General features: G+C 60.4%; 22 protein-coding genes and 6 pseudogenes. 17 read left to right on the forward strand and 11 right to left on the reverse strand.

The annotated features are described in order from the left end of the window. The first annotated feature begins 386 nt into the window (after window positions 1–386). The 11 genes and pseudogenes from nifV (at window position 387) to B0G80_RS06825 (ending at window position 8,257) form a co-directional block, all read left to right on the forward strand. Window positions 387–1,523, forward strand: a complete 1,137-nt coding sequence (gene nifV / locus B0G80_RS06780; protein ID WP_116117471.1) for a homocitrate synthase — start codon at window positions 387–389, stop codon at window positions 1,521–1,523. Further along, window positions 1,520–1,672 carry a hypothetical protein gene (locus B0G80_RS45720; protein WP_181919923.1) on the forward strand — a complete coding sequence of 51 codons (153 nt, stop codon included), beginning with the start codon at window positions 1,520–1,522 and terminating at the stop codon, window positions 1,670–1,672. Before nifV ends, B0G80_RS45720 begins: the two co-directional genes overlap by 4 nt. Before the next feature lie 5 nt (window positions 1,673–1,677). Next, complete coding sequence (nifW, locus tag B0G80_RS06785; protein WP_116117472.1) at window positions 1,678–2,016, forward strand: nitrogenase stabilizing/protective protein NifW; 339 nt, start codon at window positions 1,678–1,680, stop codon at window positions 2,014–2,016. Between the two features lie 34 nt (window positions 2,017–2,050). Next, on the forward strand, window positions 2,051–2,899 hold the full coding sequence (locus tag B0G80_RS06790; RefSeq protein WP_116119549.1) for an electron transfer flavoprotein subunit beta/FixA family protein: 849 nt from the start codon (window positions 2,051–2,053) through the stop codon (window positions 2,897–2,899). Further along, the gene (locus B0G80_RS06795; RefSeq protein WP_116117473.1) at window positions 2,896–3,999 is read left to right on the forward strand and encodes an electron transfer flavoprotein subunit alpha/FixB family protein; all 1,104 of its coding nucleotides are present in this window, start codon (window positions 2,896–2,898) and stop codon (window positions 3,997–3,999) included. Before B0G80_RS06790 ends, B0G80_RS06795 begins: the two co-directional genes overlap by 4 nt. A gap of 11 nt (window positions 4,000–4,010) precedes the next feature. Continuing rightward, on the forward strand, window positions 4,011–5,321 hold the full coding sequence (locus B0G80_RS06800; protein WP_116117474.1) for an FAD-dependent oxidoreductase: 1,311 nt from the start codon (window positions 4,011–4,013) through the stop codon (window positions 5,319–5,321). After that, window positions 5,318–5,617, forward strand: coding sequence for a ferredoxin family protein (locus B0G80_RS06805; protein WP_018423212.1), 300 nt, complete (start codon window positions 5,318–5,320; stop codon window positions 5,615–5,617). Before B0G80_RS06800 ends, B0G80_RS06805 begins: the two co-directional genes overlap by 4 nt. A 10-nt stretch (window positions 5,618–5,627) precedes the next feature. Beyond that, window positions 5,628–5,954 carry a ferredoxin gene (locus B0G80_RS06810; RefSeq protein WP_116117475.1) on the forward strand — a complete coding sequence of 109 codons (327 nt, stop codon included), beginning with the start codon at window positions 5,628–5,630 and terminating at the stop codon, window positions 5,952–5,954. Then, on the forward strand, window positions 5,951–6,430 hold the full coding sequence (locus B0G80_RS06815; protein ID WP_116117476.1) for a hypothetical protein: 480 nt from the start codon (window positions 5,951–5,953) through the stop codon (window positions 6,428–6,430). The genes B0G80_RS06810 and B0G80_RS06815 overlap by 4 nt, the downstream gene beginning before the upstream one ends. Before the next feature lie 11 nt (window positions 6,431–6,441). Continuing rightward, window positions 6,442–7,179: an IclR family transcriptional regulator gene (locus tag B0G80_RS06820; RefSeq protein ID WP_116117477.1), complete on the forward strand. Its 738-nt coding sequence runs from the start codon at window positions 6,442–6,444 to the stop codon at window positions 7,177–7,179. Window positions 7,180–7,283: 104 nt separating this feature from the next. Further along, window positions 7,284–8,257, forward strand: a pseudogene (locus B0G80_RS06825) (IS5 family transposase). A 637-nt stretch (window positions 8,258–8,894) separates the two neighbouring features. On the opposite strand, the gene nifA reads toward B0G80_RS06825, so the two are convergent. Further along, the gene (gene nifA / locus B0G80_RS06830; protein ID WP_258878843.1) at window positions 8,895–10,772 is read right to left on the reverse strand and encodes a nif-specific transcriptional activator NifA; all 1,878 of its coding nucleotides are present in this window, start codon (window positions 10,770–10,772) and stop codon (window positions 8,895–8,897) included. Window positions 10,773–10,935: 163 nt separating this feature from the next. Here nifA and B0G80_RS06835 point away from each other — a divergent pair, with 163 nt between their 5' ends. Next, window positions 10,936–11,289, forward strand: a complete 354-nt coding sequence (locus tag B0G80_RS06835; protein ID WP_116117479.1) for a reverse transcriptase domain-containing protein — start codon at window positions 10,936–10,938, stop codon at window positions 11,287–11,289. Window positions 11,290–11,304: 15 nt separating this feature from the next. Further along, window positions 11,305–11,478, forward strand: a pseudogene (locus B0G80_RS47995) (hypothetical protein); the annotation flags it as partial. A 29-nt stretch (window positions 11,479–11,507) separates the two neighbouring features. On the opposite strand, the gene B0G80_RS06845 reads toward B0G80_RS47995, so the two are convergent. From B0G80_RS06845 to B0G80_RS06870, 5 genes and pseudogenes are all read right to left on the reverse strand, one after another. Next, complete coding sequence (locus B0G80_RS06845; protein ID WP_116117480.1) at window positions 11,508–11,828, reverse strand: hypothetical protein; 321 nt, start codon at window positions 11,826–11,828, stop codon at window positions 11,508–11,510. Window positions 11,829–12,186: 358 nt separating this feature from the next. Then, entirely contained in the window at window positions 12,187–12,807 is a 621-nt protein-coding gene (locus B0G80_RS06850; protein ID WP_258878844.1) for a helix-turn-helix domain-containing protein, read from the reverse strand. 340 nt (window positions 12,808–13,147) lie between these two features. Next, window positions 13,148–13,288: pseudogene (locus tag B0G80_RS47780) on the reverse strand (ATP-binding protein); the annotation flags it as partial. A gap of 79 nt (window positions 13,289–13,367) precedes the next feature. Further along, on the reverse strand, window positions 13,368–13,826 hold the full coding sequence (locus B0G80_RS46715) for a hypothetical protein (RefSeq protein WP_258878845.1): 459 nt from the start codon (window positions 13,824–13,826) through the stop codon (window positions 13,368–13,370). A gap of 1,149 nt (window positions 13,827–14,975) precedes the next feature. Further along, a pseudogene (locus B0G80_RS06870) lies at window positions 14,976–16,163 on the reverse strand (IS701 family transposase). A 272-nt stretch (window positions 16,164–16,435) separates the two neighbouring features. On the opposite strand from B0G80_RS06870, the gene B0G80_RS06880 reads away from it, so the two are divergent. Continuing rightward, window positions 16,436–17,634, forward strand: a protein-coding gene (locus B0G80_RS06880; protein WP_116119551.1) for an IS3 family transposase whose coding sequence is annotated in 2 segments (ribosomal slippage) — window positions 16,436–16,751 and window positions 16,751–17,634 — 1,200 coding nt in all. Because the reading frame shifts where the segments join, the coding sequence is not laid out codon by codon here. Window positions 17,635–17,654: 20 nt separating this feature from the next. Here B0G80_RS06880 and B0G80_RS06885 read toward each other — a convergent pair. From B0G80_RS06885 to B0G80_RS06905, 5 genes and pseudogenes are all read right to left on the reverse strand, one after another. Further along, window positions 17,655–17,963 carry a transposase gene (locus tag B0G80_RS06885; RefSeq protein WP_116117482.1) on the reverse strand — a complete coding sequence of 103 codons (309 nt, stop codon included), beginning with the start codon at window positions 17,961–17,963 and terminating at the stop codon, window positions 17,655–17,657. A gap of 315 nt (window positions 17,964–18,278) precedes the next feature. Beyond that, on the reverse strand, window positions 18,279–19,445 hold the full coding sequence (locus tag B0G80_RS06890) for an IS110 family transposase (RefSeq protein WP_258878846.1): 1,167 nt from the start codon (window positions 19,443–19,445) through the stop codon (window positions 18,279–18,281). Beyond that, on the reverse strand, window positions 19,436–20,773 hold the full coding sequence (ltrA, locus tag B0G80_RS06895) for a group II intron reverse transcriptase/maturase (RefSeq protein WP_258878847.1): 1,338 nt from the start codon (window positions 20,771–20,773) through the stop codon (window positions 19,436–19,438). Before ltrA ends, B0G80_RS06890 begins: the two co-directional genes overlap by 10 nt. A gap of 43 nt (window positions 20,774–20,816) precedes the next feature. Further along, window positions 20,817–21,839, reverse strand: coding sequence for an IS30 family transposase (locus tag B0G80_RS06900; protein ID WP_116117484.1), 1,023 nt, complete (start codon window positions 21,837–21,839; stop codon window positions 20,817–20,819). A 34-nt stretch (window positions 21,840–21,873) separates the two neighbouring features. Next, a pseudogene (locus tag B0G80_RS06905) lies at window positions 21,874–22,335 on the reverse strand (LysR family transcriptional regulator); the annotation flags it as partial. A gap of 1,188 nt (window positions 22,336–23,523) precedes the next feature. On the opposite strand from B0G80_RS06905, the gene B0G80_RS06915 reads away from it, so the two are divergent. The 3 genes and pseudogenes from B0G80_RS06915 to B0G80_RS46720 form a co-directional block, all read left to right on the forward strand. Further along, window positions 23,524–24,105, forward strand: coding sequence for a NodA family N-acyltransferase (locus tag B0G80_RS06915; RefSeq protein WP_309568769.1), 582 nt, complete (start codon window positions 23,524–23,526; stop codon window positions 24,103–24,105). Further along, the gene (nodB, locus tag B0G80_RS06920) at window positions 24,102–24,794 is read left to right on the forward strand and encodes a chitooligosaccharide deacetylase NodB (RefSeq protein ID WP_116117486.1); all 693 of its coding nucleotides are present in this window, start codon (window positions 24,102–24,104) and stop codon (window positions 24,792–24,794) included. The genes B0G80_RS06915 and nodB overlap by 4 nt, the downstream gene beginning before the upstream one ends. Further along, window positions 24,778–25,158, forward strand: a pseudogene (locus B0G80_RS46720) (glycosyltransferase); the annotation flags it as partial. The gene nodB and the pseudogene B0G80_RS46720, both read left to right, overlap by 17 nt. Window positions 25,159–25,211 lie beyond the last annotated feature (53 nt).

Raw genomic sequence — 25,211 nt, forward strand, 5'->3', positions numbered from 1 at the left:
CCTTAGCGCTGTGCGGCCTGTTCAAGCGCCATAGCGGTCAATCGCCGCGAGCGCATAGCCGCGCGGATAGCCGCCGCCTGTGTTTATCTTCCCGCGTCGCGGTCGCTATGGATAGCCAATCCCTACAGCGTTTGCATCGCGCCGACCGCATCCGCACATCCTGGCTGACCACGCCCATCGCATCGCGCATCGCTTTCTGCAGCGCCGCGTTGATCGCTACACCTGGTTGTTCGAAACAGGACATTCGCGACAGGTCTTCGTTGGAACCGCTTCATCACAGCGCCAGCGAACACCGGAAAGCCCCACAGCAAGCGACTATTCGCACTAACCGTGCATGGCCCAGTACTTGCAAACCGTATGATCAAATGCCTAAAGGACAACTTTCCGTGTCGAATCCGATCATCAACGACACCACACTGCGCGACGGCGAACAGACCGCTGGCGTCGCATTCACGGTTGCCGAAAAATGCGCGATTGCCGAGGCGCTGTCAAGCGCCGGGGTACCCGAACTGGAAATCGGTATCCCCGCAATGGGTGCCGAGGAAATCGATTGCATCCGGAACATCGTCGCGCTGAATCTCGACGCCGATCTGATGGTCTGGGGCCGTCTCACCGACGCGGACCTGGCGTCGGCCTTGCGCTGCAATCCCGACATCATTCACCTGTCGATTCCCGTCTCCGATATCCACCTTCAACACAAATTGCACCAGCCGCGCTCATGGGTGCTCGCGCAGGTGAATCGCGTAATCAGCGCCGCCGTCAAAAGCGGCCGCAAGGTTTCGCTGGGCGCGGAGGATGCCTCGCGCGCGGACCCCTCGTTCCTCGACGACGTGGCCCGGCACGCGCAACAGTGCGGTGCGCAACGCATCCGCTTTGCGGACACGCTCGGCGTCCTCGATCCTTTTTCGACCTATGAAGCGATTGCGCGATTGCACGACGCGGTCGATCTGGAAATCGAAATCCACGCGCACAACGACCTCGGGCTCGCGACCGCGAACACCCTTGCCGCACTGCGCGCCGGCGCAACCCACGCCAACACCACTGTCAATGGTCTCGGCGAACGCGCCGGAAATGCCGCGCTGGAGGAGATCGTAATGGGCGTGCGGCATATCATGGGTCGCAACACCGGCGTCGACACGACCGCGCTGTTGAGCATCTCTCGGCTTGTCGAACGGGCTTCAGGACGCCCGGTCGCGCTGAACAAAAGCATTGTCGGCGCCAGCGTATTCATGCACGAGTCCGGCATCCACACAGACGGGCTCGCGAAGAATGCATCGACCTACGAGAGCTTCGATCCCGCCGAACTCGGTCGCGAACGCTCGGTCGTGCTCGGCAAGCATTCGGGTTCGCAAAGCGTGCGCCAAGCTTATGACGCGCTCGGCCTGCCCGTTAGTGAAAAGCTGCTCGTGCTGCTGCTGACCCGTATCCGCCACCATGCCACCCAGCACAAGCAAGCGCCCAGCGCCGCCGACCTGTATCGCTTCCTGATCGAGTTGCGCTACACCGTCGGAGAATTGTCATGAACGGCGCTGTGGTCCGCTTCACGAAGCGCGTCGCGCAACCCGATCAGTCGGGCACGACGCCGCCGTGCGCCACCAGCGGCGCCTGCGACAAGTACTTCGCCGAGCCGACGTTCTGCCCACATCTATCCTCATCCGCTTGCAAGGAGTAAACGCGATGGAAAGCTTGGTCCAGCAACTCAAGGCGCTGTCCTCAGCCGAGGACTTCCTGCAGTTCTTCGGCATCCCGTTCGACCAGAAGGTCGTCAACGTGAGTCGACTGCACATCCTCAAGCGCTTCTTTCAGTACATCCAGCAACAGGACGCGCTGCCGGAAGGCGACGAACCCGCACTGTTCGCGTCATATCACGCGCTGCTGCTGAAGGCTTACGGCGACTTCGTCACCTCCACGCCGGCGCAGGAAAAAGTGTTCAAGGTGTTCCGGAACACAAATGGGCGGCAGCACGTTTCACTCGACAGTCTGCGCGCGTCGCTGCCCGCGCGCACCCTTGCCTGACAGGTGGAGCAAGACCATGCACATCGTTAAGACCATGCACATTGTCGTCTGCATCAAGCAGGTCCCGGACTCGACGCAGATCCGCGTTCATCCGGTCACCAACACGATCATGCGCCAGGGTGTTCCGGCGATCGTCAACCCGTATGACCTGTTTTCACTCGAAGAGGCGCTGCGACTGAAGGACCGCTTCGGCGGCAAGGTCACGTTGCTTTGCATGGGCCCGCCGCAGGCCGAGGAAGCGCTGCGCAAGTGCATCAGCTTCGGCGCGGACGACGCCGTGCTGCTCACCGACCGTGCATTCGCTGGCGCGGATACGCTCGCTACGTCGTACGCGCTGGCAGCGGGTATCCAGCAGATCGCGAAGGAGCAGGCGGTGGACATCGTGTTCACTGGCAAGCAGACGATCGACGGCGACACCGCGCAAGTCGGCCCCGGTATCGCCAAACGCCTCGGGCTGCAACTGCTGACCTACGTGTCGCGCATCGTCGAGACCGCTCTCGATGCGCGCATGATCACCGTCGAGCGCCGCGCCGAGGGAGGCGTGCACGTGCTCAGGACGGCGCTGCCGTGCCTGATCACAATGCTGGAGAACACCAACGAACTGCGCTTTGCGACGCTGCCCGCGATGATTCATGCGGCCGGCTATCCGGTGCACAAATGGAACTGCGAACAGGCCTGCATCGAAGATCTCAGCAAGATCGGCCTGAAGGGCTCGCCGACAGTGGTCAGCAAAGTCTTTGGACCGACGCCGCGCAGCGAGAAAGCGGAGATGCTCGACCTCGACGCATCGAGTCTTTGCGACGTGTCGGTGAACCTGCTGCAAAAGATCTTCACGCGCCATCCTACCCTGGAAGCTGACCTGCTGATGAAGGAGGGTTCATGAACGCACCCGCCGCCCCCGCGAAGAAACCCGCCGGCCGCGCAGGACGCAACCTCGAACTGCCGAAACACCTGAAGGCCTACAAAGGCGTCTGGGTCTTTATCGAGCACGACCGTGGACACGTGCACAGCGTCTCGTGGGAACTGCTCGGTGAAGCGCGCAAATTGGCCGACACGCTCGGCAGCCGAGTGGGCATCGCGGTGCTCGGCGGCGCGAATGAACCGCTCGAACAGTTCGCCGCAGAAGCCTTCACTTACGGCGCGGACGATGCGTACATCGTCCACGACCCGGTCTTGCAAGGCTATCGCAACGAGCCGTTCACGAAAGGGCTGACCGACCTCGTCAACCGGCATCAGCCCGAGATCCTGCTGCTGGGCGCGACGTCGATGGGCCGCGACCTCGCCGGCTCCGTAGCGACGACCCTGCTGACCGGGCTGACCGCCGATTGCACCGAACTCAACATCGATCCCGCGTCGCGGGCGCTGGCGGCGACGCGCCCCACCTTCGGCGGCTCGCTGTTGTGCACGATCATGACGCTCGCGTACCGTCCGCAGATGGCGACGGTGCGCCCGCGCGTGATGCCGATGCCGCTGCGCGACGCCGAACGCACCGGCAATATCGTCCATGGAACGCTGGGGATGGTCGAGACGGACATCGTCACGAGGCTGCTCGACTTTATCCCGGATGCGAGCAGCAACCGGATCAACCTGCCCTATGCCGATGTGATCGTGAGCGGCGGCAAGGGGTTGAAGAGCCCGGAAAACTTCCAGCTGGCGTTCGAACTGGCGAACGTGCTCGGCGGCGAAGTGGGTGCGACCCGGCCATGCGTGCAGGCCGGCTGGGTCGAGGGGGAGCGCCAGGTGGGACAGACCGGCAAGACGGTGCGGCCCAAACTCTACATCGCCGCGGGCATATCCGGGGCGATCCAGCACCGCGTGGGCATGGAAAGCGCAGACGTGATCGTGGCGATCAACACCGACCCGAACGCACCCATCTTCGATTTCGCACACTACGGGATTGTCGGCAATGCGTTGCAAGTGTTGCCCGCGCTGAAGCAGGCTTTTGTGGAGCATTTGACCCGGCGCCGCGAGCAGGCTGCCTGAGGAGAATCACGATGAGAAAACCTTCACAGTTCGATGTGATTGTGGTCGGCGCCGGTCCGTCCGGCAACGCTGCCGCTTACACGATGGCCAAGGCAGGTCTGGAAGTGCTGCAGATCGAGCGCGGCGAATATCCGGGCAGCAAAAACGTTCAGGGTGCGATCCTGTACGCGAAGGCGCTCGAAGATATCATCCCGGACTTCCGCGACGATGCGCCGCTGGAGCGCCACGTCATCGAGCAGCGGATGTGGATGCTCGACGATACGTCGTTTGTCGGTACACATGTGCGCAGCGAGGATTACAACAAGCCGCCCTACAACCGCTACACGATCATCCGCGCGCAGTTCGACAGGTGGTTTTCATCGAAAGTGCGCGAAGCCGGCGCACTGCTGCTCTGCGAGACCACGGTGAAGGAACTGATCATGGACGGCGACCTGGTGGTCGGCGTGCAGTGCGACCGCGAGCACGGCGATGTCTATGCCGACGTGGTGGTGCTCGCCGACGGCGTGAATTCGACGCTCGCGCGCAAGGCGGGCTTTCATGGAGAGATCGGGGCCGGCAACGTTGCGCTCGCCGTCAAGGAGATTCTCTTCATGCCAGAGGAGACGATCCGCCAGCGCTTCAACGTCGGCGAGGACGACGGCGTCGTGATCGAGATGGTCGGCCGGATCACCGACGGCATGATGGGCACTGGCTTCCTCTATACCAACAAGGAATCGCTCACCATAGGCGTGGGCTGTATGCTGAGCGACTTCAAGAAAAACCCCAACCGCACGAGCCCCTATGTGCTCCTCGAAAAGATGAAGCAGCACCCGTCGATCGCACCGCTGATTGCGGGCGGCGAGATGAAGGAGTATTGCGCGCATCTGATTCCCGAAGGCGGTTTTCACGCAATCCCGCAGGTCTACGGCAACGGCTGGATGATCGTTGGCGATTCAGGCGGTTTCGTGAACGCCGCGCACCGAGAAGGATCGAATCTTGCGATGACCACAGGACGCCTCGCCGCCGAAACGGTGATCCACGCGAAAGCCGCGGGCCAAGGCTACCGCGCCGGCACGCTCAAGGCCTACAAGGCCGCGCTCGATCAGAGCTTCGTGATGAAAGACCTGCACAAGTACCGCGACATGCCGGCCGTGCTGCACCAGAATCCGCAGTTCTTCACGACCTACCCCGACCTCGTGGCGCGCGCCGCGCGCACGATGGTCACGGTCGACGGTAAGGACAAGAAAAGCAAGGAGCGCGAGATTTTTTCGAGCTTCCGCACAGCCCGTTCGCTTTCCGGCATCGTGAGTGATGCCTACAAACTCCTGAGGGCCTTCCGATGAGCACCCTACCCGTCAACGTAGAGGAAAAGCTGTTCCAGAACCGTTACCGCGTCGATGCAGGACGGCCGCACGTCCACATCAAGGATGCCGACGTCTGCCAGAGCGAATGCAGCGCGAAGAGTTGCACCTTCGTCTGCCCCGCCTCATGTTACAAGGCCGAAGGCAACGGCGCGGTGACGCTGATCACCGACGGCTGCCTCGAATGCGGCAGCTGCCGCATCCTCTGTACCGACCACCAGAATATCGAGTGGGACTACCCGCGCGGTGGTCACGGCATCCTGTTCAAGTTCGGTTGAGGAACACGTCATGGCCAGAGCAGAACGACATGTGTTTGCTTGCACCCAGAATTGGCCGCCGCAGCATCCGCGCGTCGCCTGCGCAGGCGGCAAGGGCTCGACCGCGCTGCTGAAGGCATTCTGGGCGGACCAGCAGAAACGCCAGGCGCCCGATACCGTCGCGATCGCGTATTCGGGCTGTCTCGGCCCGTGCGATCAGGGCGCGTCGGTGCTCATCTATCCCGACGCGGTGCTACACAGCGGCGTGACGATGGCCGACGTGGAGAAAAACTTCACGCGTCACCTCGAAGGCGGCGAACCGGTGCAGCGCCTTATCGCCGCGGAGACGATCTGGTGAACCTGCTGACCGGGGTCGAGTCGACCGAACTGTTCGGCGGCGAGGTGCCGGCCGCCGTGCGGCGCACCATCGACGGCCTGCACGGCGCGCCGGCCGAGCAGATCGTCGCAGTCCTGTGGAGCGTCACGCTGACCTCTCCGCAAAGCCTTGCCGCCTATCATCTGCTCTACAAGTTCCATGCCGGACGCTGCGAACTCGATGAGGCAGAGCACGCGGCCCATCTGGGACTAAGAGCAGCTGCGCATGCCGCCGGGTTGAATGAGGACTGGCAGATGGTACAAGCCGGCGACGCGAACTTCCACGCGCCCGGTCCCGCCCGCTTCTGGCTGTTCACGCTAAAGGCCCTCGCCTTCATCGGCCTGCGGCGCGGCGAACGCGAAACCGCCACACAGTTGATCACACAACTACGGCAGCTCGATCCGGCGGATCACCTCGGCTTCGGCGTAGTGGAAGCGTTGCTGCAACGGTCCGTCTGAGGAGAAGCACAATGTCCAAACAGCCCGCCATCGCATCGTTGGCCGACGACAATCCGGCAGCTGGCGGCGTAGCAGCGGTCGACCGTGCGCTGAACCTGCTGGCTGCCTTCGGCAACGGCACGCCCGTGCTGTCGTTGAGCGCGCTCGCGGAACGCACGCGCCTGTACAAGAGCACCGTGCTGCGTCTGCTCGCGTCGCTGGAACATGCGCATCTCGTGGTGCGCCGCGCCGATGGCTGCTACGTGCTGGGGTCCGGCGTCGCGAGGCTGCATGCCGTCTATGCGCGATCGTCCTCCAGCGAGTCGCTGGTGATGCCCGTGCTGCAGGAACTGGTGGCCGCAACCCGTGAAAGCGCCGCGTTTCACGTACGTCAAGGTGCGCAACGGCTATGCCTGTATCGCGTCGACTCGCCGCAGCCTGTGCGAGATCACATCCGCGCCGGCGAGCTACTGCCGCTGGATCGTGGCACAGGAGGCCGGGTGTTGCAAGCCTACTGTCACGAGGGCGACGAGGTACTCGGTCAACAGATCCGCCGCCAGCAGGTCATCGCGCTGCCAGGAGACCGCGATCCGCAACTGGCAGGTATCGCCGCGCCAGTGTTCGGCCCGTCCGGGCAACTCGCCGGTGTCATTACGCTGACCATGCCCCGCGAGAGACTGGACCCCGCTTGGGCGGAAATAGTGAGGAATTCCGGGCGAACTCTCACACGATGCCTTGGCGGAATCAAGCCGGGCCAGGCAGATGGCTAGTGATGCGTGCGGAACGAACTTGGGTAGTTAATCGCTTTTACTCAATGTCTTAAGGCTACTCTGAAAAAGGTCAACGCCAATGGGCGGTAAGACGTTAAATGCGGATGAAACAACCCACCCTTGCGATGGGGCCCGATCAAGGCGCCGGATTCGAACAGTCTCGTCGCCCAACCAAACGTGATGTGTTCCTTGAGACGATGGAGCAGATTACCGTGGACGCAGTTGTGCGAGGTTGTCGAGCCACACGATCCGAAGGGGCAAGGCGGTCGCCCGCCAGTTGGTCTGGAGCGCATGCTGCGCATGCACTTTGTGCAGCACTGGTTCAACCTTGCGGATGAAGCCTGCGAGGAAGCGCTGCTGGACAGCACCGCATTGCGGCGATTCGTTGGGATTGACCTGGGGCGCGAACGCGTTCCCGATGGCACGACGCTGTTGAAGTTTCGCCGGCTGCTGGAGCGCAACAAGCTCGGCGAGCAATTGTTCGCCAGGGTCGGCGAGGTACTGCAAGGGCGCGGACTGAAGGTAGGCACCGGCACGATTGTGGATGCCACCATCATCGGTGCGCCCAGTTCCACAAAGAATGCGGACAAGGCGCGAGACCCCGAAATGCATCAGACGAGGAAGGGCCAGCAGTGGTACTTCGGCATGAAGCTGCACATCGGTGTGGATAGCCAGACGGGACTGGCACACAGCGCGGTAGTGACGGCTGCGAACGTGCATGACAAGCATCCGCTGCCGGCTCTGCTGCATGGCGCCGAGCGGCGTGTGTACGGTGACAGCGGGTTGCGAGCCAGAAGGAACTCATCGCCGGCAAGGCACCGCAAGCGAAAGACTTTACCAATCAGCGTGTGCGCAGGCGAAGTGGCGAGATCGATGACACCAGACGCTCGAAGAACCGCAACAAGTCGAAGATACGTGCGCGGGTCGAGCACGTCTTTGCGGTGGTCAAGCGGCTGTGGGGTTTCGGCAAGGTGCGCTATCGCGGCCTGGCGAAGAACGCACGCGCGCCTTCACCGCACTGGCGTTGAGCAACATCTACATGAGCCGCGAGCGGCTCATGGCACAGGTGCGTCCATGAGGGGCCAAAGTGGGTCGAGAGACCCACTTGCAAGGCCCTTCGGGGCAAGAAAATCGAACCAATCGCGTCGCTGATCTCGCATTCCGAAATCCAGCAGCAAACCGTCGCCGAAAACGGCGGCTTCTTCAGCGTAGCCCTAAGCAATCGGTCGACTCTTCTCGTGTTGTCAGCGTTTTGTCCTGCTATCAGCCGGGCTGACTACGCAACCGCAGCGGCAGATGTGTCTTCTGCCCGGAACTCCCCTTCATCTGCCCACAGCGCCCAGACGGCGCGCAATCTTGTTTGCGCGCGACAGAGTCGCCTCGCTGATATGACCCGGGCGCGCCTCCAGAAATTCAACGCGATCGAACAGCACCGCTTGTGTCGCTGACCGCATCCGGTGTGAGCTGATGGTCGAGCGCGACATGGCCGACGAACCGGCGATGACAGCGCCGCGTTCGCACCACCTTAGTCGAGATACCGACCGCCCCTGAGGTCGGCCGGGCTGTTCTCGACGATTACCGAATTGGCGCCGACGCGGGGCCGCTTCCGATCGTGATCATGCCAAGGTCCGCGGCAAACCCTGGCTTGACTTGCCGAGCTATTCGCATCAGTCGCGATGTCGCGGCCCCGACACGCCGCAAGTCCGACAGTGCTTTCAGAAACGCTTGATCTCGACACCGTATTTCCTCAGCGCGTAGCCAATCTGGCGAGGCGTCAGTCCAAGCAGCCGCGCCGCCCTTGCCTGCACCCAGCCGGATCTTTCCATGGCGGCGATGAGACGCTCGCGGTTGGTCATCTTCGCACCACTTCCGAGGGCTGCGCCGCCAGGCTCTAGCGGAGCCCGCTCGCTGCCGACAGGCGGGACCGCAACTGCGCCCCACGTAGCAGCCTCAGCCGGGGGCGTACCCGGCTTCACTTGCACTGGTCCGATCGGCCCGGGCTGCAGCGCCATCTCGTCCGATCCGCTTTTCCACAGCATCGCGGAAAGGCACTCGCCGTGGCAGCAGGCAAAGTCGTTTCTCACAATCGATAGTCCCGGCGCCAGGGTCGCGCTCCGCTGCACGCAATTATCGAGCTCGCGGACATTGCCGGGAAAACCGCAGTTCATCAATACTTCAATCGCACTCGCATCGAAGGTCAGCGTACGGCCGTTCTCGCTGTTGAAATTCTTGAGAAACTCAACGGCGAGGAGCGGAATATCACTGCGCCTTTCACGCAACGGCGGCAGCAGCAAGGGAACCACGCTAATGCGATAATAAAGGTCGGCGCGGAACTCGTTCCTTGCCACCGCGTCTTCCAGGTTCTTATTCGTGGCGGCAACCACGCGAACATCGACCTTAATGGTCTGGTTGCTGCCGACGCGCTCGAATTCTTGCTCCTGCAGGACGCGCAGCAGCTTTGCCTGGAACGAGGCCGAGATCTCGCCGATCTCGTCCAGAAACAGCGTCCCCTTGTCGGCGAGCTCGAAGCGCCCCTTGCGCGAATTGAAGGCGCTGGTAAAGGCACCCTTCTCATGACCGAACAATTCGGATTCCAGCACCGTCTCAGGGAGCGCCGCGCAATTGAGCTTGATGAAGGGCCGCTTGGCTCGTGGCGACAGCTCGTGAAGGGCCTTGGCGACCAGCTCCTTCCCGGTACCGGATTCGCCGCGCAACAGAACTGTGCTGTTCGATTTGGCTACCACCGCGATCTTCTCGAGCAGGCCGCGCAGCGCCGGGCTGTCACCAATGATCCCCTCGACCTGAAACTTCTTACGCTCCTGCGCAGGGTAGTTGAGCTCGGACAATTGCTTTTGCAGACCGTCCCTCCCCGCCATCAGTCGCTCGCGGTCGCTCTTGAATAAGCGATGCAGCTTCACCGTCTGCCCCACCAGGTTGGCGATCATGGTAAGCAGCCGCACGTCGCAATCGAGCCGGAAGTTCGAGCCATTGTCCAGGATGCGGTCGATGGTCAGCGTGCCCACGACCTTCGCGTCGATGCGAATAGGAACGCCGATGAACGACACTCGCATGTTTTCGGAAGCACCGAGCACGCCCATGTCGGCGGCACTGAAGCCCGAATGCACCGCAACGTTCTCGGCGACGAGCGGCCTGTCCGTCGACATGATCTGGTCAATTGCCTTCTGCGGCAGGCGCATCCGGTAGTGCTCATCGCTGCCTTCGCTCCAGCCGGCGCCGACGGTAATGTCCGGTACGCCATCATCGTCGAAGAGAGAGACGATACCGAGCCGTATCTGCACAAACGATTGCAGGAGATCGACGACGTTGGCCAACATGACTTCGAGCCGGCAGGAAGCGGTAAGTACCTTCGATATTTCCAAGATGCCGGCAAGCGCGCTCTCGTACCACTGCACAATAGGGACCGCGTGGTCCGTCTCGGACTTTGAGCTAGGCCTTTCGCGTACGGAAGCGATATGCAGCATGACGACGTCTCCGCTGTTGTGACCATGCTCCCTGTCACCTTGTTCGGATTTACGAATATTGTGTTGCATATCATCCTCGATCTCGCGCCCAATTTCACGGGCTGACTTCAAGAGATAACGCCTTTTCATGGCGGGACCGTGAAACTATAGTGCCTTGGTTTACTTATTTTCTCCTTTTGCCATCTCGCCGCGCGGATTCCGCCAAGAACGCGAGTCCCATTGATGTCGCTCAAATCAACCGCGATTTGTCTACTCCAGGAGCAGCCGATTACAGGTGTCGTCCATCATTGATTGCTACCTCAGTCTGCTTCGCTATGTCGATGACTTTGTGATCACCGGTTACTCGAAAGAGTTGCTGGAAAACGAGGTCAAGCCACTGGTCGAGGTCTTTCTGCACGAGCGCGGACTGAGGCTCTCCCCGGAAAAGACCAGGATCACGCACATCTCGCAAGGGTTCGACTTCCTCAGGCCAAACATTCGAAAAAATCCGAACGGCAAGCTACTCACCAAGCCATCGAAAAAGAATGTTCAAACGTTTCTGACGAAAGTGCGCGCAGTCATCATGGACCATGCATCGGCCAAACAGGTCAATCTCATCGGCCTGCTCAACCCGATCATCGATGGCTGATCGAACTATCATCGATACGGGGTCTCGAAAGAAGTCTACAACGCAGTCGACACTGCCTTCTGGCAGGCGTCGTGGAAGTGGTGCTGCGGGCGGCATCCGTGCAAGGGCGCACGACGGATCAGAGGGCGACACTTCCATCGTGAAAGAACGCGGCGGTACAGGGTATTGGCCGCGATACTGGTGAACTAACGGCAGAAGGGAACCCAGGACGATTGAGGCTACGCAAAGCATCCGACGTCCCAATCCGGCGACATACGCAACTCCGTGGCGAAGCCCATCCCTTCGACCCGGCATGGGAACGCTACTAAGACCGCTATGGTTTGAAAATGGTGAACACCCTGTCGGGCCGAGGACAACTGATCCGCCTCTGGTTGGACCAGGAACGGGCTTGCCGGCCAGCGGTCGGCTCCGGACAAGCCAAGCGGCCCGATCAGCGTATCCTGCTCGCCCAGCACGCCGATATGACGCATCCGGCTTCCAAGCAGGCACCGGCGCGCCGCCATCTGCATGGCAGTGTCCCTTACGATCGTCTGCCGCATGCACTCCAGTATCGGCCCTGATACAAGTGGTCCGATTTCGACATCCAACGTGTGATTCGGCATGGCTTCCCGGCGAACCCTATTTCTCGTCTTTGAAAGGGACGCAAGCGTATCGAACACCGTCTGCCTGCGCCTTGATTTGGGTCAAGTAAGACATCAGGCACGCGCAGAGCGATCAGGAGGCGACTCAATCGCATCGCCGCCCCGGCTCTGCGCACTTGTCTGACCCGAATCATGGAGCGAATACACGTGGACTATTTCCATTCGGCGGATTCTGGGGGAGTCACGAACGGATTGGACAAGCGATGTGATTCATGAAACAACCGAAACCTGTCCGCGTTGGAAGCCGCTTCTTACCTTAGGCAGAAAGACGAGCGACCTTCTTCAATCCGGCGAAGTCGAGGATGCGGATTTCTTTGCCGTTCACGGTGATGAGCCTCAACCTCTGGAACCTCGACAATATCCGGCTGACCGTCTCCAACTTCAACCCGAGAAAGCTGCCGGTCTCCTCGCGCGTCATTTGCAAGATGAATTCGGTCGGCGAATAGGCGCGTGCCCGCCAACGCCGCGAGAGATCCAGAAGAAACGACGCAACCCGCTCGTCGGCCGCCATCGTGCGGAGCAGCGTACTGAAGCCGCCTTGCCGCACGAGTTCCGCGCTGAGCATTCGGTAGACGTGACCCTGCACCGCTTTGACTTCCCGGCTCAGCAACTCGAGCAGATCGAACGGCATCACGCATACGCTGCTGTCTTCAAGGGCGATGGCGTCGCTTGCATAGTGGCCGGTAGCGATGCCGTCCAAGCCCATCGGCTCTCCGGCAACGTAAAACCCGGTGACCTGGTCCCGCCCGTCCGGAAGCAGCGAGAGCTTCTTGAACGATCCCGTGCGAACCGCATAGACTTTGCAGAATGAATCGCCCGCGCGGTGTAATGCTTCGCCTTTTCTCACATGGCGATAGCTGAGAACGAGGTCGTCCATTTGCCGGTCGCAGGCGAGCTCATCGGGGTTGATCGCGCAAAACGGACGCATCGTGCAGGTCTTGCATGACGTGCCACTCGAACCCACGGGCTTCGTCCGCGAAGCCGTTTTCGAAGGCCGAAACGTGTCGGTCTGTGGTGCGGTAAGGCGATTGTGCGCAATTGCCATGTGACTCTCCTTACTCAATCGATGTCCAAGTTTGTTTCACAAACCCGTCTTTGTCATCTCGAAATTACGCGGCTAACTGTCGCACAACCGAATCGAGGCAAACCATGATCCAGATCAAGGAAAGCAGACCGATCCGTCGGGGCGACAAGTGTCCCCCGCGAGTTTGATCGGGTTCGGGCATCGGTTTGGGTGCCCGGAAGCTATCGCCGTCAAGCACGATGCGGTAGGCGCCGTGGCGTAGACGGTCGAGCGTAGCGGCACCGAGGATGCGGTCGCCGGCGAATGCCTCGCCCCACTCGCTGAAGTCAAGGTTAAATGCAGGGTCTATTTTTACGCGAAGTGTCAGCCCCATGAGGCCGTGAATGCGGCAGATCTAGCCCCTGTCTCTCCGCTTAATGATGATGTCTTTCGTGGCCGATCGCCACTACAGGAGGACGCCATGTTGGCAACATACTTTGTTTCCCACAGCGATTGCAAGAGCTTTGAGAAGGGCGCGGTGGTGCTCTGCTGGAGCTCTTCTCGCAGGTTCTAAATGAGTCGGGCAGCGACAATTGTTTTGGCCAACCGGCCGTGCTGCTGACGCTGTCTAGGCGCACCGCGGAATAGCTGCCGGTGTAGTCCTGGTTGCGCTTGAGGACACGGTGGATCGTCGTGCCCTGGACGTCGGACTCGAACCAGCGAGCAATCCGCTCGCGAAAGGGATCGAGCGTCGACACGCAGATGCTCGGCAGGTGTGGTGTGCGGCCGAAGCGTCCGGCGATCACGGTGTCTTCCGGCAGCGGCTGCGCTGGATCGAGCCAGTCGAGCTCCAGGGCGACACGCCTCACGGCGGTGAGCTTCTTGCGGCCCATCAACCCGACGCGCGCGATGTCGCGGTCGGAATCGCCTGCCGCATACGAACAAGGACTTGGCGGTACTCAAACAACTCGAACTTTAGGTCAAGCTTGACCTAAGATTTGTTAGTACTACAGCCGTGTGCGACACGTGTCGCCGTCCGCCGAGCGTTATTCGGCATGCAGCAATGGATGGCAAAGCTCGATTCTGCCTTGTCACGTTCAATCCCGGAACTCGGAGGTTGGAGTTGTGACCTGCTGTGCGACCAGTAGTTGCCTACCCGGACGTGCGCGACTGGTAACGGTCGGGTTCGAAGCTTCGGGGACAACGTACCCTCCCTATGGGCGGTTCACCCGGGTGACCGGGAAGGGATCGACACTGCCAGCAGCGGTGCGGTGTGGGGGCCAGGCAAATTCCGCATGCGCAACGTAAGTGAACCGTCGTCGAATCCTCGTTAAGTACGCAGAGCCAAAGCTGCTGACAGGCTCTAACCAAAAGGTGGATGGCCGGTTGTTTCCCTACGGCTTGGGGCACGTCGCCAAAGTGCCATCGGGGAATAGGCGGGCGCTAAACGGATAGGTCCGGGAACAGTCGGGCCGGCAGGATTGGGAACGTGGTAATCCCGATTTCCCGCCCTTGCTCCAATGTATCGGAGCGGGGGCAGGTGACCCGCAAGGGAAGCTGTTGGGGAAGCGGGCATGAGAACGCGGAGAAAGCGAATGACGATCCGTAATGGGTCGTACAGGGGTTCGAGATTTGCCCCAACCTGAAAGGGTGCAGACTTCCGCGTGGTGCAGTTGTCGCAAACCAGCATTTGAGACTCAACGAAGGGCAGCTTGTGAGTGACCGGTCTGTTTTCGGTTCAGCGCCCTTCGCCTAGGCAATGAGGCGAATCAACGATGTGACGTTTGCGAAGGGCTTGTGTTGCAATGGCGAGACCGGCGCCAGTATGGCGCTTAATACTGTGCTCGAGCTGTATGCAGGGAAACTTGCACGTACAGTTCTTCGGGGGCCGCGTTTCTGAGAGGGAACGCGGCTACCCACTAGATACGCCGGAGGCACGCCACCGCGTCGCCGGTAGTGACATTGCTGGGCGCGGTATTGATGTCGACGCCGCCACATTGACCGCGACATCACATGCTCAATGGAGTGGAGCGTTCGCCATATCAGTCGACACAGTAGCCGGCGGATTTCCTGAACGCTGAACGGCAGTGAACCTTCAGCTGCTTTTTTTTGGCCTGTGCCCTCAGGGCAGCAAGCACCGCGTGCGCCAGCAATGCCAGTGTGATGTGACGGTACCAGCCCTGCCAGCGACGAATCTCGTATTGATCGAGGCCGCATTCGCCCTTGGCCGCCTCGAATCCGACTTCGATTTCCCATCGCCTGCCGGCGACGTTGACCAGCGTCTGACGGGTAACCTTGCTGCGGGGCGCATAAACGACGTAATACGCGTGCTCGCGGGTCTCATCGCGACTGCGCCGCACCAGCAGGTAGTGGCCAAAGCGACGCTCTTCGGCGCCCGGTTGCAGGCGCCATAACGGCGTGAGTGCCCAGTCATACAGACGCTCGCCTTTTGCGCCGATTCCTGCTGAGAGGCGGCGCCAGGCCTGTGGAGGCAAGGCTTGCGCAACCTTGTCGGCACGTATCGAGGTCGGGCCTTGCTACCACAGCGGTTCGTTCTTTTTGACCGCCAGCACAAATGGTTGCGTGCGCGACTCGAGCCACAGCCGCAGGGGACGGTCACCGCCGTACACCTCGTCGCCGGTGACCCAGCCACAGGGCACCCCCGCATCCAGCGTCCGTTCCAGCATCCGGCGCGCAAGTTGGGGCTTTGTTGCGAATTCCACGGTGTCGGGCACGCCCGCCGCCCGGCAGCGACTGCGATCATCGATCCAGCCCTGCGGCATGTACAGTTCCCGGTCGATAAATGCGCTACCTCCGTTGCCGGCGTAGCACAGAAACACACCAATCTGGCTGTTCTCGATACGGCCTGCCGTGCCGCTGTACTGGCGCTGCACACCGGCGGAATACTCGCCCTTCTTGAGGGAGCCCGTCTCATCCACAATGAGTACCGCCTCACGCTCGCCGAGTTGCTCAACGACGTATTCGCGCAGTATGTCCCGCGCCGCGTCGGCATCCCACTGCGCCCTTTCGAGAAGGTGCTGCACACCATCGGGCGTGGCTTCGCCAATCCATTCTGCGAGCTGCCAGCCGTTCTTGCGTTCGACTGTGCCCAGCAGACCCTTTAGATAAGCCAGCGAACGCTGTCGCGGCTCGGCGCGCCTGAACAGGCCAGCCAGTCTTTCATGTAACAGATCGATTTCATGTTCCCACGCTTTCGCGCTCTCTCTCATAGTCCTGTACAGAGTAGTAATACTAACTTAGTATATGAAAAAATAACTACGGCTGTAGTGTTAGGCACGCTAGGAAATTAGGTTGGGTTGAACTTTAGTTAAAACTTGTTAATGCGGTATGGCGCCCCTTCCCGGGATTATGAGGTGATCTTCTGCCCGGGAAAGGGGACGTCGGAAGTGGAGTAGCCCCTTGATTTTCAGGACACGTGACACCCCTTAAAATAAGAGGGAGTCTTGTGACTGGTTTCAAGCCTAGGCAAATCGTGGAAAGCATTGAAGTTCTGACCGAACCGGAGCGCCGTCGTCGGCGTTCGGTACAAGAGAGAGTGGCCATCGTGCAGGAAACCATGGAGCCGGGAGCAACGGTTTCAGCGGTTGCCCGGCGACACGGGGTCAACCCAAACCAGGTCTTTGCGTGGCGCAAGCAATATCAGGACGGCAGCCTGGCAGCGGTGAGAGCTGGAGAAGCCGTGGTGCCTGCCTCGCAGTTAGCCACGGCGATGAAGGAAATCAGGGAACTGCAGCGTCTACTTGGCAAGAAGACGCAGGAGGCAGAAATCCTGAAGGAAGCAGTCGAATATGGCCGCTCAAAAAACTGGATTGCGCGCTCGCCCTTACTGCCCGGGGACGACCAATGAAAACGGTCTGCGATGTTCTCGGCGTGGCGCGCTCTGCTCTGGCAGTCAGAAAAACCCGCTCCCCGGACTGGGAGGATGGCCGTCGCGCCCGGCATACCGACGATTCGGAACTGGTCGCTGCAATCCACGAGCATGTGGCCGCCTTGCCGACCTATGGGTACCGGAGAGTCTGGGCACTGCTGCGCCGTAGCCACGAAATGACTGGTGCCCCGTGCGTGAACGCCAAGCGGGTCTATCGCGTCATGCGCGACCATCAGTTGCTGCTACGGCGCCTTGGCCAACGTCGCGATACGCGCCGACACGATGGACGCATTGCCGTTGACCGGAGTAACGTCCGCTGGTGCTCGGACGGCTTCGAGTTCCGTTGTGATGACGGCTCGCCGTTGCGCGTGACGTTTGCGCTGGACTGCCATGACCGGGAAGCCATCAGCTGGGCAGCGACGACCGGCGGCCATAGCGGCGATGTCGTGCGGGATGTGATGCTCGCAGCGGTCGAGCAACGCTTCGGTACGGCGCAGGCAGGCGCACCCATCGAATGGCTATCGGACAATGGCTCTGCCTACATTGACCATCGCACGCGCAGTTTCGCTCGCGAACTGGGTCTGCAGCCGTTGACTACACCCGTTCGTTCGCCGCAGAGCAACGGCATGGCCCAGTCGTTCGTGAAGACAATCAAGCACGATTACATAGCCTTTATGCACAAGCCTGACGTGCCAACAGCGCTCTCGCATCTCGCCGGCGCCTTTGAACATTACAACGAACGCCGCCCGCATAAGGCACTGAAGTACCGTTCACCCCGGGAGTTCCGGCGAACCGCTGCATCATCAACTTAACGGTGTCCGAGTGTCCTGAACTACAGGGTCAACTCCAGGGCAAACAGACCTCGTTCACGGCACCACGCGTTCAGCGCCTCGTCGCTCAGTCCATGGCTTTGCTGCAAGGCCAGCAGGCGCTCTTCCAAAGACCAGTCTTCCGGACGCCATGCATCGACTGGCCCCGGGTTGCGGTTTGCGGCGTTAGACACGCGGATCCACTTCCTCAAGGTTAATACGTTCATGTTCAGTTCCGCGGCAACCGCTCCTACGGACCGGTTGCCTCGTTGCAGGATCTTTGCCAGCGCCTGCTCCCTGAATTCGACAGAATACGTCTGTTTGGCATTCAACCTGCACCTCTGAGTTCTTCAAATTAAGAAAATTCAGAGGCGACATCTGATATGGTCGCTGCATGTCAATAGAGAAGCAATTGTGAATCCCAAGGGTAATCGGACGATGCGGCACAAGTCCGTTGCAGCGACGATGGATCAGACTGATATCCGTGGGTTGGTTACCACCGTGCATCGATCCGTCAGGGAAGCTGCCTCGCTCTAGTGACGCAGGTTGCCCGCAGGCCTTCTGTACATAATGTCGACGAGGATTCTTCCTATCGTGAGCCGTACCGCATCGCCGGATTACCCTTTTATCTGATGCCGTGCTGCCGTTCAGTGCGTCGCAATAGACGGCGCCATGCGGGCGATCTCCCAGACGAAGCCGGCCAGTTCGCGCGCCACGGCGACGCATACCTTGTTGGCCTGGACGCCGCGGCTACGCAGTCGCTGGAACCTCGCGCACAGGCGAACCTGTGCCTTCCAGGCGTGTTCGCGGATCGGCTGCGCGAGCGCTCGCTGACGCGTGCGCAGCTCGTTGCTCACGCGCGGTGCGAACCGGTAGTTCCACGCCGATTCGGTAAGCAGGCGACGTGCGTGCGCGTTGCCGGTCTTGGTAATCGCACCGCGTCGCACAGTGCCACCGCTGGAATGCTCCGAGGGGACCAGCCCGAGGTAGCCCATGAGCTGGCGGGCAGTGGCAAAACGCCCGATATCACCGATCTCGGCTACCAGTCCGATGGCACTGACCGTATCGATGCCGCGCAGGGCGCGTAGTGCAGCTACTACCGATGCGACCTGTTCAGTTAGTGCGCTGTGCTCCAGTGCACCGCTCAGTCGCTCCACGCGAGCGTGGGTGTCCTCGACGGCATGCTGGTATTCGGCAAACGCGAGTTGATCGGCGCTTTGCTCAAACCGTTGATTGGCGAGCCAGCGCAGATGCATGCGGCTCCACGCTGTCTTGCCCGGGTAGACGCGTCCCTGGCGCAGCAGGAATGCCTTGAGTTGCTGACGGGCCTTGAGTCGCATGTTCACGGCATCTTCGCGGGCACGCCACAGGTTGCGCAGTGCTTCGTGCGCAGCATCCGGTATCCAGATTGCCTTGAGTTCACCGGCTCGCGACAGTTCGGCCAGGCGCAGGCAGTCGCGACGGTCGTTCTTGATCCGGTCCCCGCCGCGGTGTGGCGTCAGCGAGGGGGCGATCACCTGGCATTCGTAGCCATGAGCGGCGAGCTCGCGATACAGGCCATAACCGGTTGGCCCTGCCTCGTACACCACGCTGACCTGTGCGGCTTCGCCGTACTTGCGCAAAACCTTGAGCAGCGTCGGCACGTCATGCCGGATGGTGCCGGCAAACCGCGCAGGTTCCCGACCGGGTTCGCATATGGCAATTGAGATGCTGTCCTTGTCGGGTAGCGGCAGCGCATCGCTGCGCCACCGCCCCCTAAGAACCGGACGTGCGGGTCGCCCCGCATCCGGCTCAAGCCATTCCTTCAGCACCATTGGGTGGCACCGGGCAGACCGGCGGAACGTTTCGTGATTCGACGGCGGGCAAAGTAGGTGGTCCATGCCGGATCAAACGGATTGGCCAGTCCCCGGATTTTGACGTGTCGCTGGATCGCGACCGTCGCTGCGCGGAAGAGTTGTAGTCCGCAGGTGTCACCCTCGGTTAAACCCTTTGTCGCAAAATCCCAGGACCGGTATCCAGTGCTCCGGAAGTACCGTTGCCTGACCCACCGGGCTCCTTTCATGGGGTGGCGACGCTTCGCCCATTTCCAGAGCCGTTGCCAGATGTGTGAGTCGATTGAGGAGAAGGTCACTTTCGACACGACGTGACGGTGATACTGGGCCCATCCCCGGATCACAGGGTTAAGCTGGCGTATCAACGCTTCCTGCGTCGCGCTCGCGTTGTCCTTGATGATTCCCCTGACCTTGTCAAGCAGCGACTTGATGCTCTTGTTCGCTGGCTTGATCAGCAACTTGCCGTCGTACTTGCGCACGTTCTGGCCGAGGAAATCGAAACCCGCCGCTATGTTCGTGATCCGGGTTTTCTCTTCCGAGAGTTCCAGACCCCGAGTCGCCATGAACTGCCTGACTGCCGGAAGCACCCGAGATTCCAGCACGTCTTTCGACACGCCAGTCACCACAAAGTCATCGGCATAGCGGACGACGTTGAGCTGAGCCTTTCTGCGGACAAGTGTGGATGTTCCTACACTTGCATGAACTGCTGCTTCAAGCCCATCCAACGCCATATTCGCGATCACGGGCGAGATGATACCCCCTTGGGGTGTACCCGCCGGCGACTCGAACAGGATTCCCTCATCGATGTATCCGGCTCGAAGCCACTTGCGCAGAACCACCTTATCCATCGGTATGTTTTCCAGAAACCAGGGGTGACTGAAGTTGTCGAAACAGCCTCGAATATCACCCTCCAGAATCCATTCTGGCGAAACACGCTTGGCCAAAACGTTGAAGCACTGTTCGATGGCGTCGGCGGTCGAGCGTTCGGGTCGAAAGCCGTAGGAATTGGCGTCTGCCAGGGTCTCCGCGACGGGTTCCAGAGCGAGCTTCCATAAGGCCTGCATCGCACGGCACCGCATACATGGGATTCCTAACGGACGCTTTTTTCCATTACTCTTGGGAATGTAGACACGCCGCAACGGCATCGCTCGATAGCCTCGATGACGTAGCGACAACATTCCTTTCCATCTGGCCGCCGGTGATAACCAGACCCTGCCGTCCACCCCCGGCGTTCTCTTGCCACGATTCTCCGTCACCCGCTTGACGGCGAGCATCTTTCCGCCATGCGAGCGGGTCAGCAGACGTTGCAAGGCTTTCACCTGGCGGTTTCAAGGGTGAAGCGCAACAGCGGGATTAATGTTTAGAGCCTTGAGGTTGGCTTGTTGATGCGAGGGTGGCGGCGAAGACCTCGAATGGTGAATGGAAGTTGTGAGTGGCACGAGGTCGACTGTTCAGACTGTCGGCGATGGCGTCGAGTTCGTCCTGACTGTAGACCGAGAGGTCGGTGCCTTTGGGCAGATACTGTCGCAGCAGCCCGTTGGTGTTTTCGCAAGTGCCGCGTTGCCAGGGACTGTGCGGGTCGCAGAAGTACACGTTCACACCGGTTGCGGCAGCGAGTTCTTTGTGGCGCGACATTTCTTTGCCCTGGTCGTAGGTGAAGCTCTGGCGCAGCGGCGCGACAATCGAATTGAGTTTGGCAGAGAAGCCCGCCAGCGCTGAAGCTGCGGTAGCGTCTTCCATCTTTGCGAGCAGCACAAGGCGGCTGGTCCGTTCGACCAGCACGCCGACTGAGGACTGGTTGCCAGCGCCCTTGATGAAGTCGCCTTCCCAGTGTCCAGGCAGCAGCCGGTCTTCGATTTCGGGCGGCCGCACATGAATGCTGACCATGTCGGGAATCTGTCCACGCCGGTCAGTGCCCCGTGTACGCGGCATACGCGTGCTGTGGCCATGGCGCAGGCAGGCAATGAGCTGACGGCGCAGTTCGCCACGCGGCTGGGCATAGATGGCCGTGTAGATGGTTTCGTGCGAAACCTGCTGGGTCGGGTCGGTCGGATACATGCGCTTCAGTGTGCCCGATATCTGCTGGGGTGACCATTTCCACTCGAGCAGGGTGAGAACGATACGCCAGCAGACGCTTTGCAGGCCAAGCTTTGTGGGACGGCGGCCCGCGCCGCGGCGTGCGGCGCTGAGCGCTTCAGCCGGCACCGATGCGTAGCCTGCAGGAGAGCTGTTTCGCGTCAGTTCACGGCTAACGGTGGCTGGCGAGCGCCCGAGTATGCGGGCCATGGCCCGCATACTCGAACCCTGCCGATGCAGGCTTGCAATGATGAGACGCTCTTCAGGTTGAAGTTGCTGGTACTGAGTTCTTTCATGCAGCGCAACACCTTATACGAAACGGTGTTGCGCTTCAGATTTGAGGCCGCCTAAGAAAATCGGCTTCGCCGCGCCGGAGAACCTCATCGGGGTCATCGGCAAGTGGCAGCAATTCGAAGCCGATGGCGGGAGCTTCCCGTGCAATACGCTCCACGATCTTTCGAAAAAATACGACTGCCATGAAATCGGAAAGGATGATCCTGAAGCGGCGATCCGATTTGGCCGGGTTGAAGACGTCCCGGGAAATAACGGAGAGCTGGATGTGCACCAGAGCCTCGCGGATTGGAGCGGCGAGCCCTTCTGCACGCGGTGTTGGGACAAGTTCCCGGCCCCTCATCGTAAACAGTTCATCGCAGAAATAGGCGCGTAGCCGGGCGACGGCCGCGCTCATGGCCGGCTGGCTCAGGTGGATGCTGCGTGCCGCCGCAGTGAGGTTACGCTCGGTCATCAGCGCATCGAGCGCAACGAGGAGATTCAGATCGAGGCCCTTGAAACGCATGATCCCAACTTATCCATAGTGTGGATGTGTTCCATCAAAACAATCGATTTTACGAATTGTACGGCATGGAGGATAGTGTTCCTGGTAAATCCAACTGAATTTCGCCAACCTTGCTGGCGCCTTTGTGGTGCCGGGGGTAGCGGATGAAGTGTGTCGTAGAACTCAGCGAAGCCGAGGAAATGACGTTGCAGCAGTTGTCGATCAATCACATGCATCGGGACACGCGAGCGCGGCCCTGTCGCTGCTCGGACACAGGATCAAGCGCAAGCTCACCGCCGAGCAACTCGGCGTGAGCGGGCAGTCGGTCTGTGACTGGCTCACGCATGGCGCAACAACGACGTGTACGGCCCGACGGGCGGCCATAACGGTGGGAACATGAAGCACCCTGGCGACGCTTCATCACCTGCACGAAGGAAACGCCGATGCCGAACTCGCTGAACGTTCTCGGCAGATACGGCACCAAATTTCAAGTCAATTTCTCGTGGACGCTCTCATGAATACCGTAGCAATACGTCGGGCCGGAGAAATAGAATTTAGGCATATCAAGATGGTTGTCGATCTTTGCCCTGACTCCGAGAAAAATCCTCGAGTGTACGCCGAGCATCAACCGAGGCGCATCTCCAATGCGGCCACGGTCTTCGGCGGCATGGGCAGGCTGGATCGCGCCGACACGACGCGACAAGTGCCTGGCAGGTCGCGTAGGCGCTTACTACTGGCAAACCTTCGCATAGTTCTCCAAATCCTTTCTATATCGGCCGCTTACCTTCGTACAGTTGAGCCAACCCTCGACTTCGCCTTGGCTTCGCGACGAATCGGTAGCAGCCGATTGCAGGGGCCAAATGCTTCAGCGACCCGGCCAAATGGATCTCGAGTCAATCGCAGTCAGACCGTGCGGAAGATGCGGGGGAAGTCTTTGGTTGATCAGGTGCGAAAGGCACGCGCACTCGATGTAATCTCCATCGTGGATGAGGTTCGATCGGTCCATGAAGCATTGACGGAAATGCTCTTTTCTTCGGGCTTCACCCTAGAACTGTTCCAGAGTGCAGATGATTTCTTGAAATCGCACCGCTTTCCCAGCAAGCCCTTCGCGTGCGTCAGGTCTACCCTCAAAGGCCGGACGGCGCATAGGAGACAGTCGTGAATTTGTCTGTGTCCACAGCTGGAGGACCTGTCTCCCTGCGCTCTCAGGTGCGGTGGAGGCTGGCTTGGGAAAATGAGTTGCGACTCGCCGACCACATCGAACTGTCCGAATTCTTCCGAAAGACCTACGGACCGACCGGGGCGTTTAATGCAAAACCATTCGAAGGCAATCACAGTTGGGCTGGTGCGAGGCCAGAGGTCCGTGCAATCGGCTACGACGCGCGCGGCGTAGCGGCTCATATCGGCGCACTGCGTCGTTTCATCAAGGTTGGCGCGGTCGATCTACTAGTGGCCGAACTAGGATTGTACGCAGTACGTCCGGATCTTGAGGGACTCGGAATCCCTCATTTAATGCGCGTGATGTATCCCGTGTTGCAGGAACTTGGCGTTCCATTCGGCTTCGGCACGGTTCGACACGCGTTGCGGCAACATATTGCAAGGCTCCTCGGCCGACACGGTCTGGCGACTATTGTGTCTGGAGTTCGCGTGAGGTCGACCCTTCGAGAAGTGCATCTCGACAAGCCGCCCACGCGCATCGAGGACGTACTCATTGTCGTCTTACCGATTGGACGGTCAATGAGCGATTGGCCGACCGGAACGATAATTGATCGGAACGGGCCAGAGCTGTGAGGCACTGCTTATCCGAAGCGCGTAGCGAGTGCGCTGACACCACCGGACGTCGCAGCGTTTATTTGACGTTTGACGACGGCCCCAATCCGCTTTGCACACCGGACGTCCTCGATGTGCTGGCGGAACACCGGGTGCCAGCAACGTTCTGCGTCATCGGTGCGTACGTAGAGGACCAGCCGAAGCTAATCCGACGAATGATCGCAGAAGGGCACGAGGTCGCAAACCACACGATGACTCATCCGGACCTGTCCAGATGCGAACCCACCGAAGTACAACAGGAAATACTAACGGCAAGCAGGGTCATCAGGATGGCGAGCCCCCAGGCTTCGCTGCGGTATATGCGTGCCCCGTATGGCATGTGGACCCAAGCAGTGCTCACTACGTCAGCGAGCGCTGATCTGGCGCCCCTCCACTGGTCGGTAGACCCGCGAGACTGGTCTCGTCCCGGCGTGGACGCGATTGTCAGCGCAGTGCTGGCCTCTGTCCGGCCGGGTGCAATTGTGCTCTTGCACGACGGATGCCCTCCCGATGAGTTGGGAGGATGCACTCACGCTGGTCTGCGCGAGCAGACCCTCACGGCGCTTTCCCTCATGATTCCAGCATTGCATGACCGGGGGTTTGCAATCCGATCGCTTCCTCAACCTCACCGGACGAACCAGACACCCTATGAGCATGCTCGCTGCAACTAGCACTGTAGCTGTCTCGTTTTATGCGCTGCTCTCGACTGTCTATAAAAGCACGCAGGCGCTTTATGCTCAGCCGACCAACGTGTCATCGCTGTCGGACGGCCTGGTCGACTCCAACGCTCTGCCGGGCGTGGATGTCATCTTTCCCTGCTTCAACGAAAACCCGCGCACGCTCTCGGCGTGCCTGGAGTCCCTTGCAAACCAGGACTACGCTGGAAAACTGCGGGTCTATGTGGTTGACGATGGTTCTGCGAATCTCGACGCCGTGAGGCCGGTATACGATGCGTACACACGCGATCCGAGATTCAACTTCATTACGCTTCCCCAAAATATGGGAAAGCGCAAGGCACAGATCGCCGCGATACGCTCTTCATCCGGGCAACTGGTACTCAACGTCGACTCGGACACCACGCTGGCGCC

The sequence above is a fragment of the Paraburkholderia sp. BL6669N2 genome, from assembly GCF_003387275.1.
Classification (GTDB): Bacteria; Pseudomonadota; Gammaproteobacteria; order Burkholderiales; family Burkholderiaceae; genus Paraburkholderia.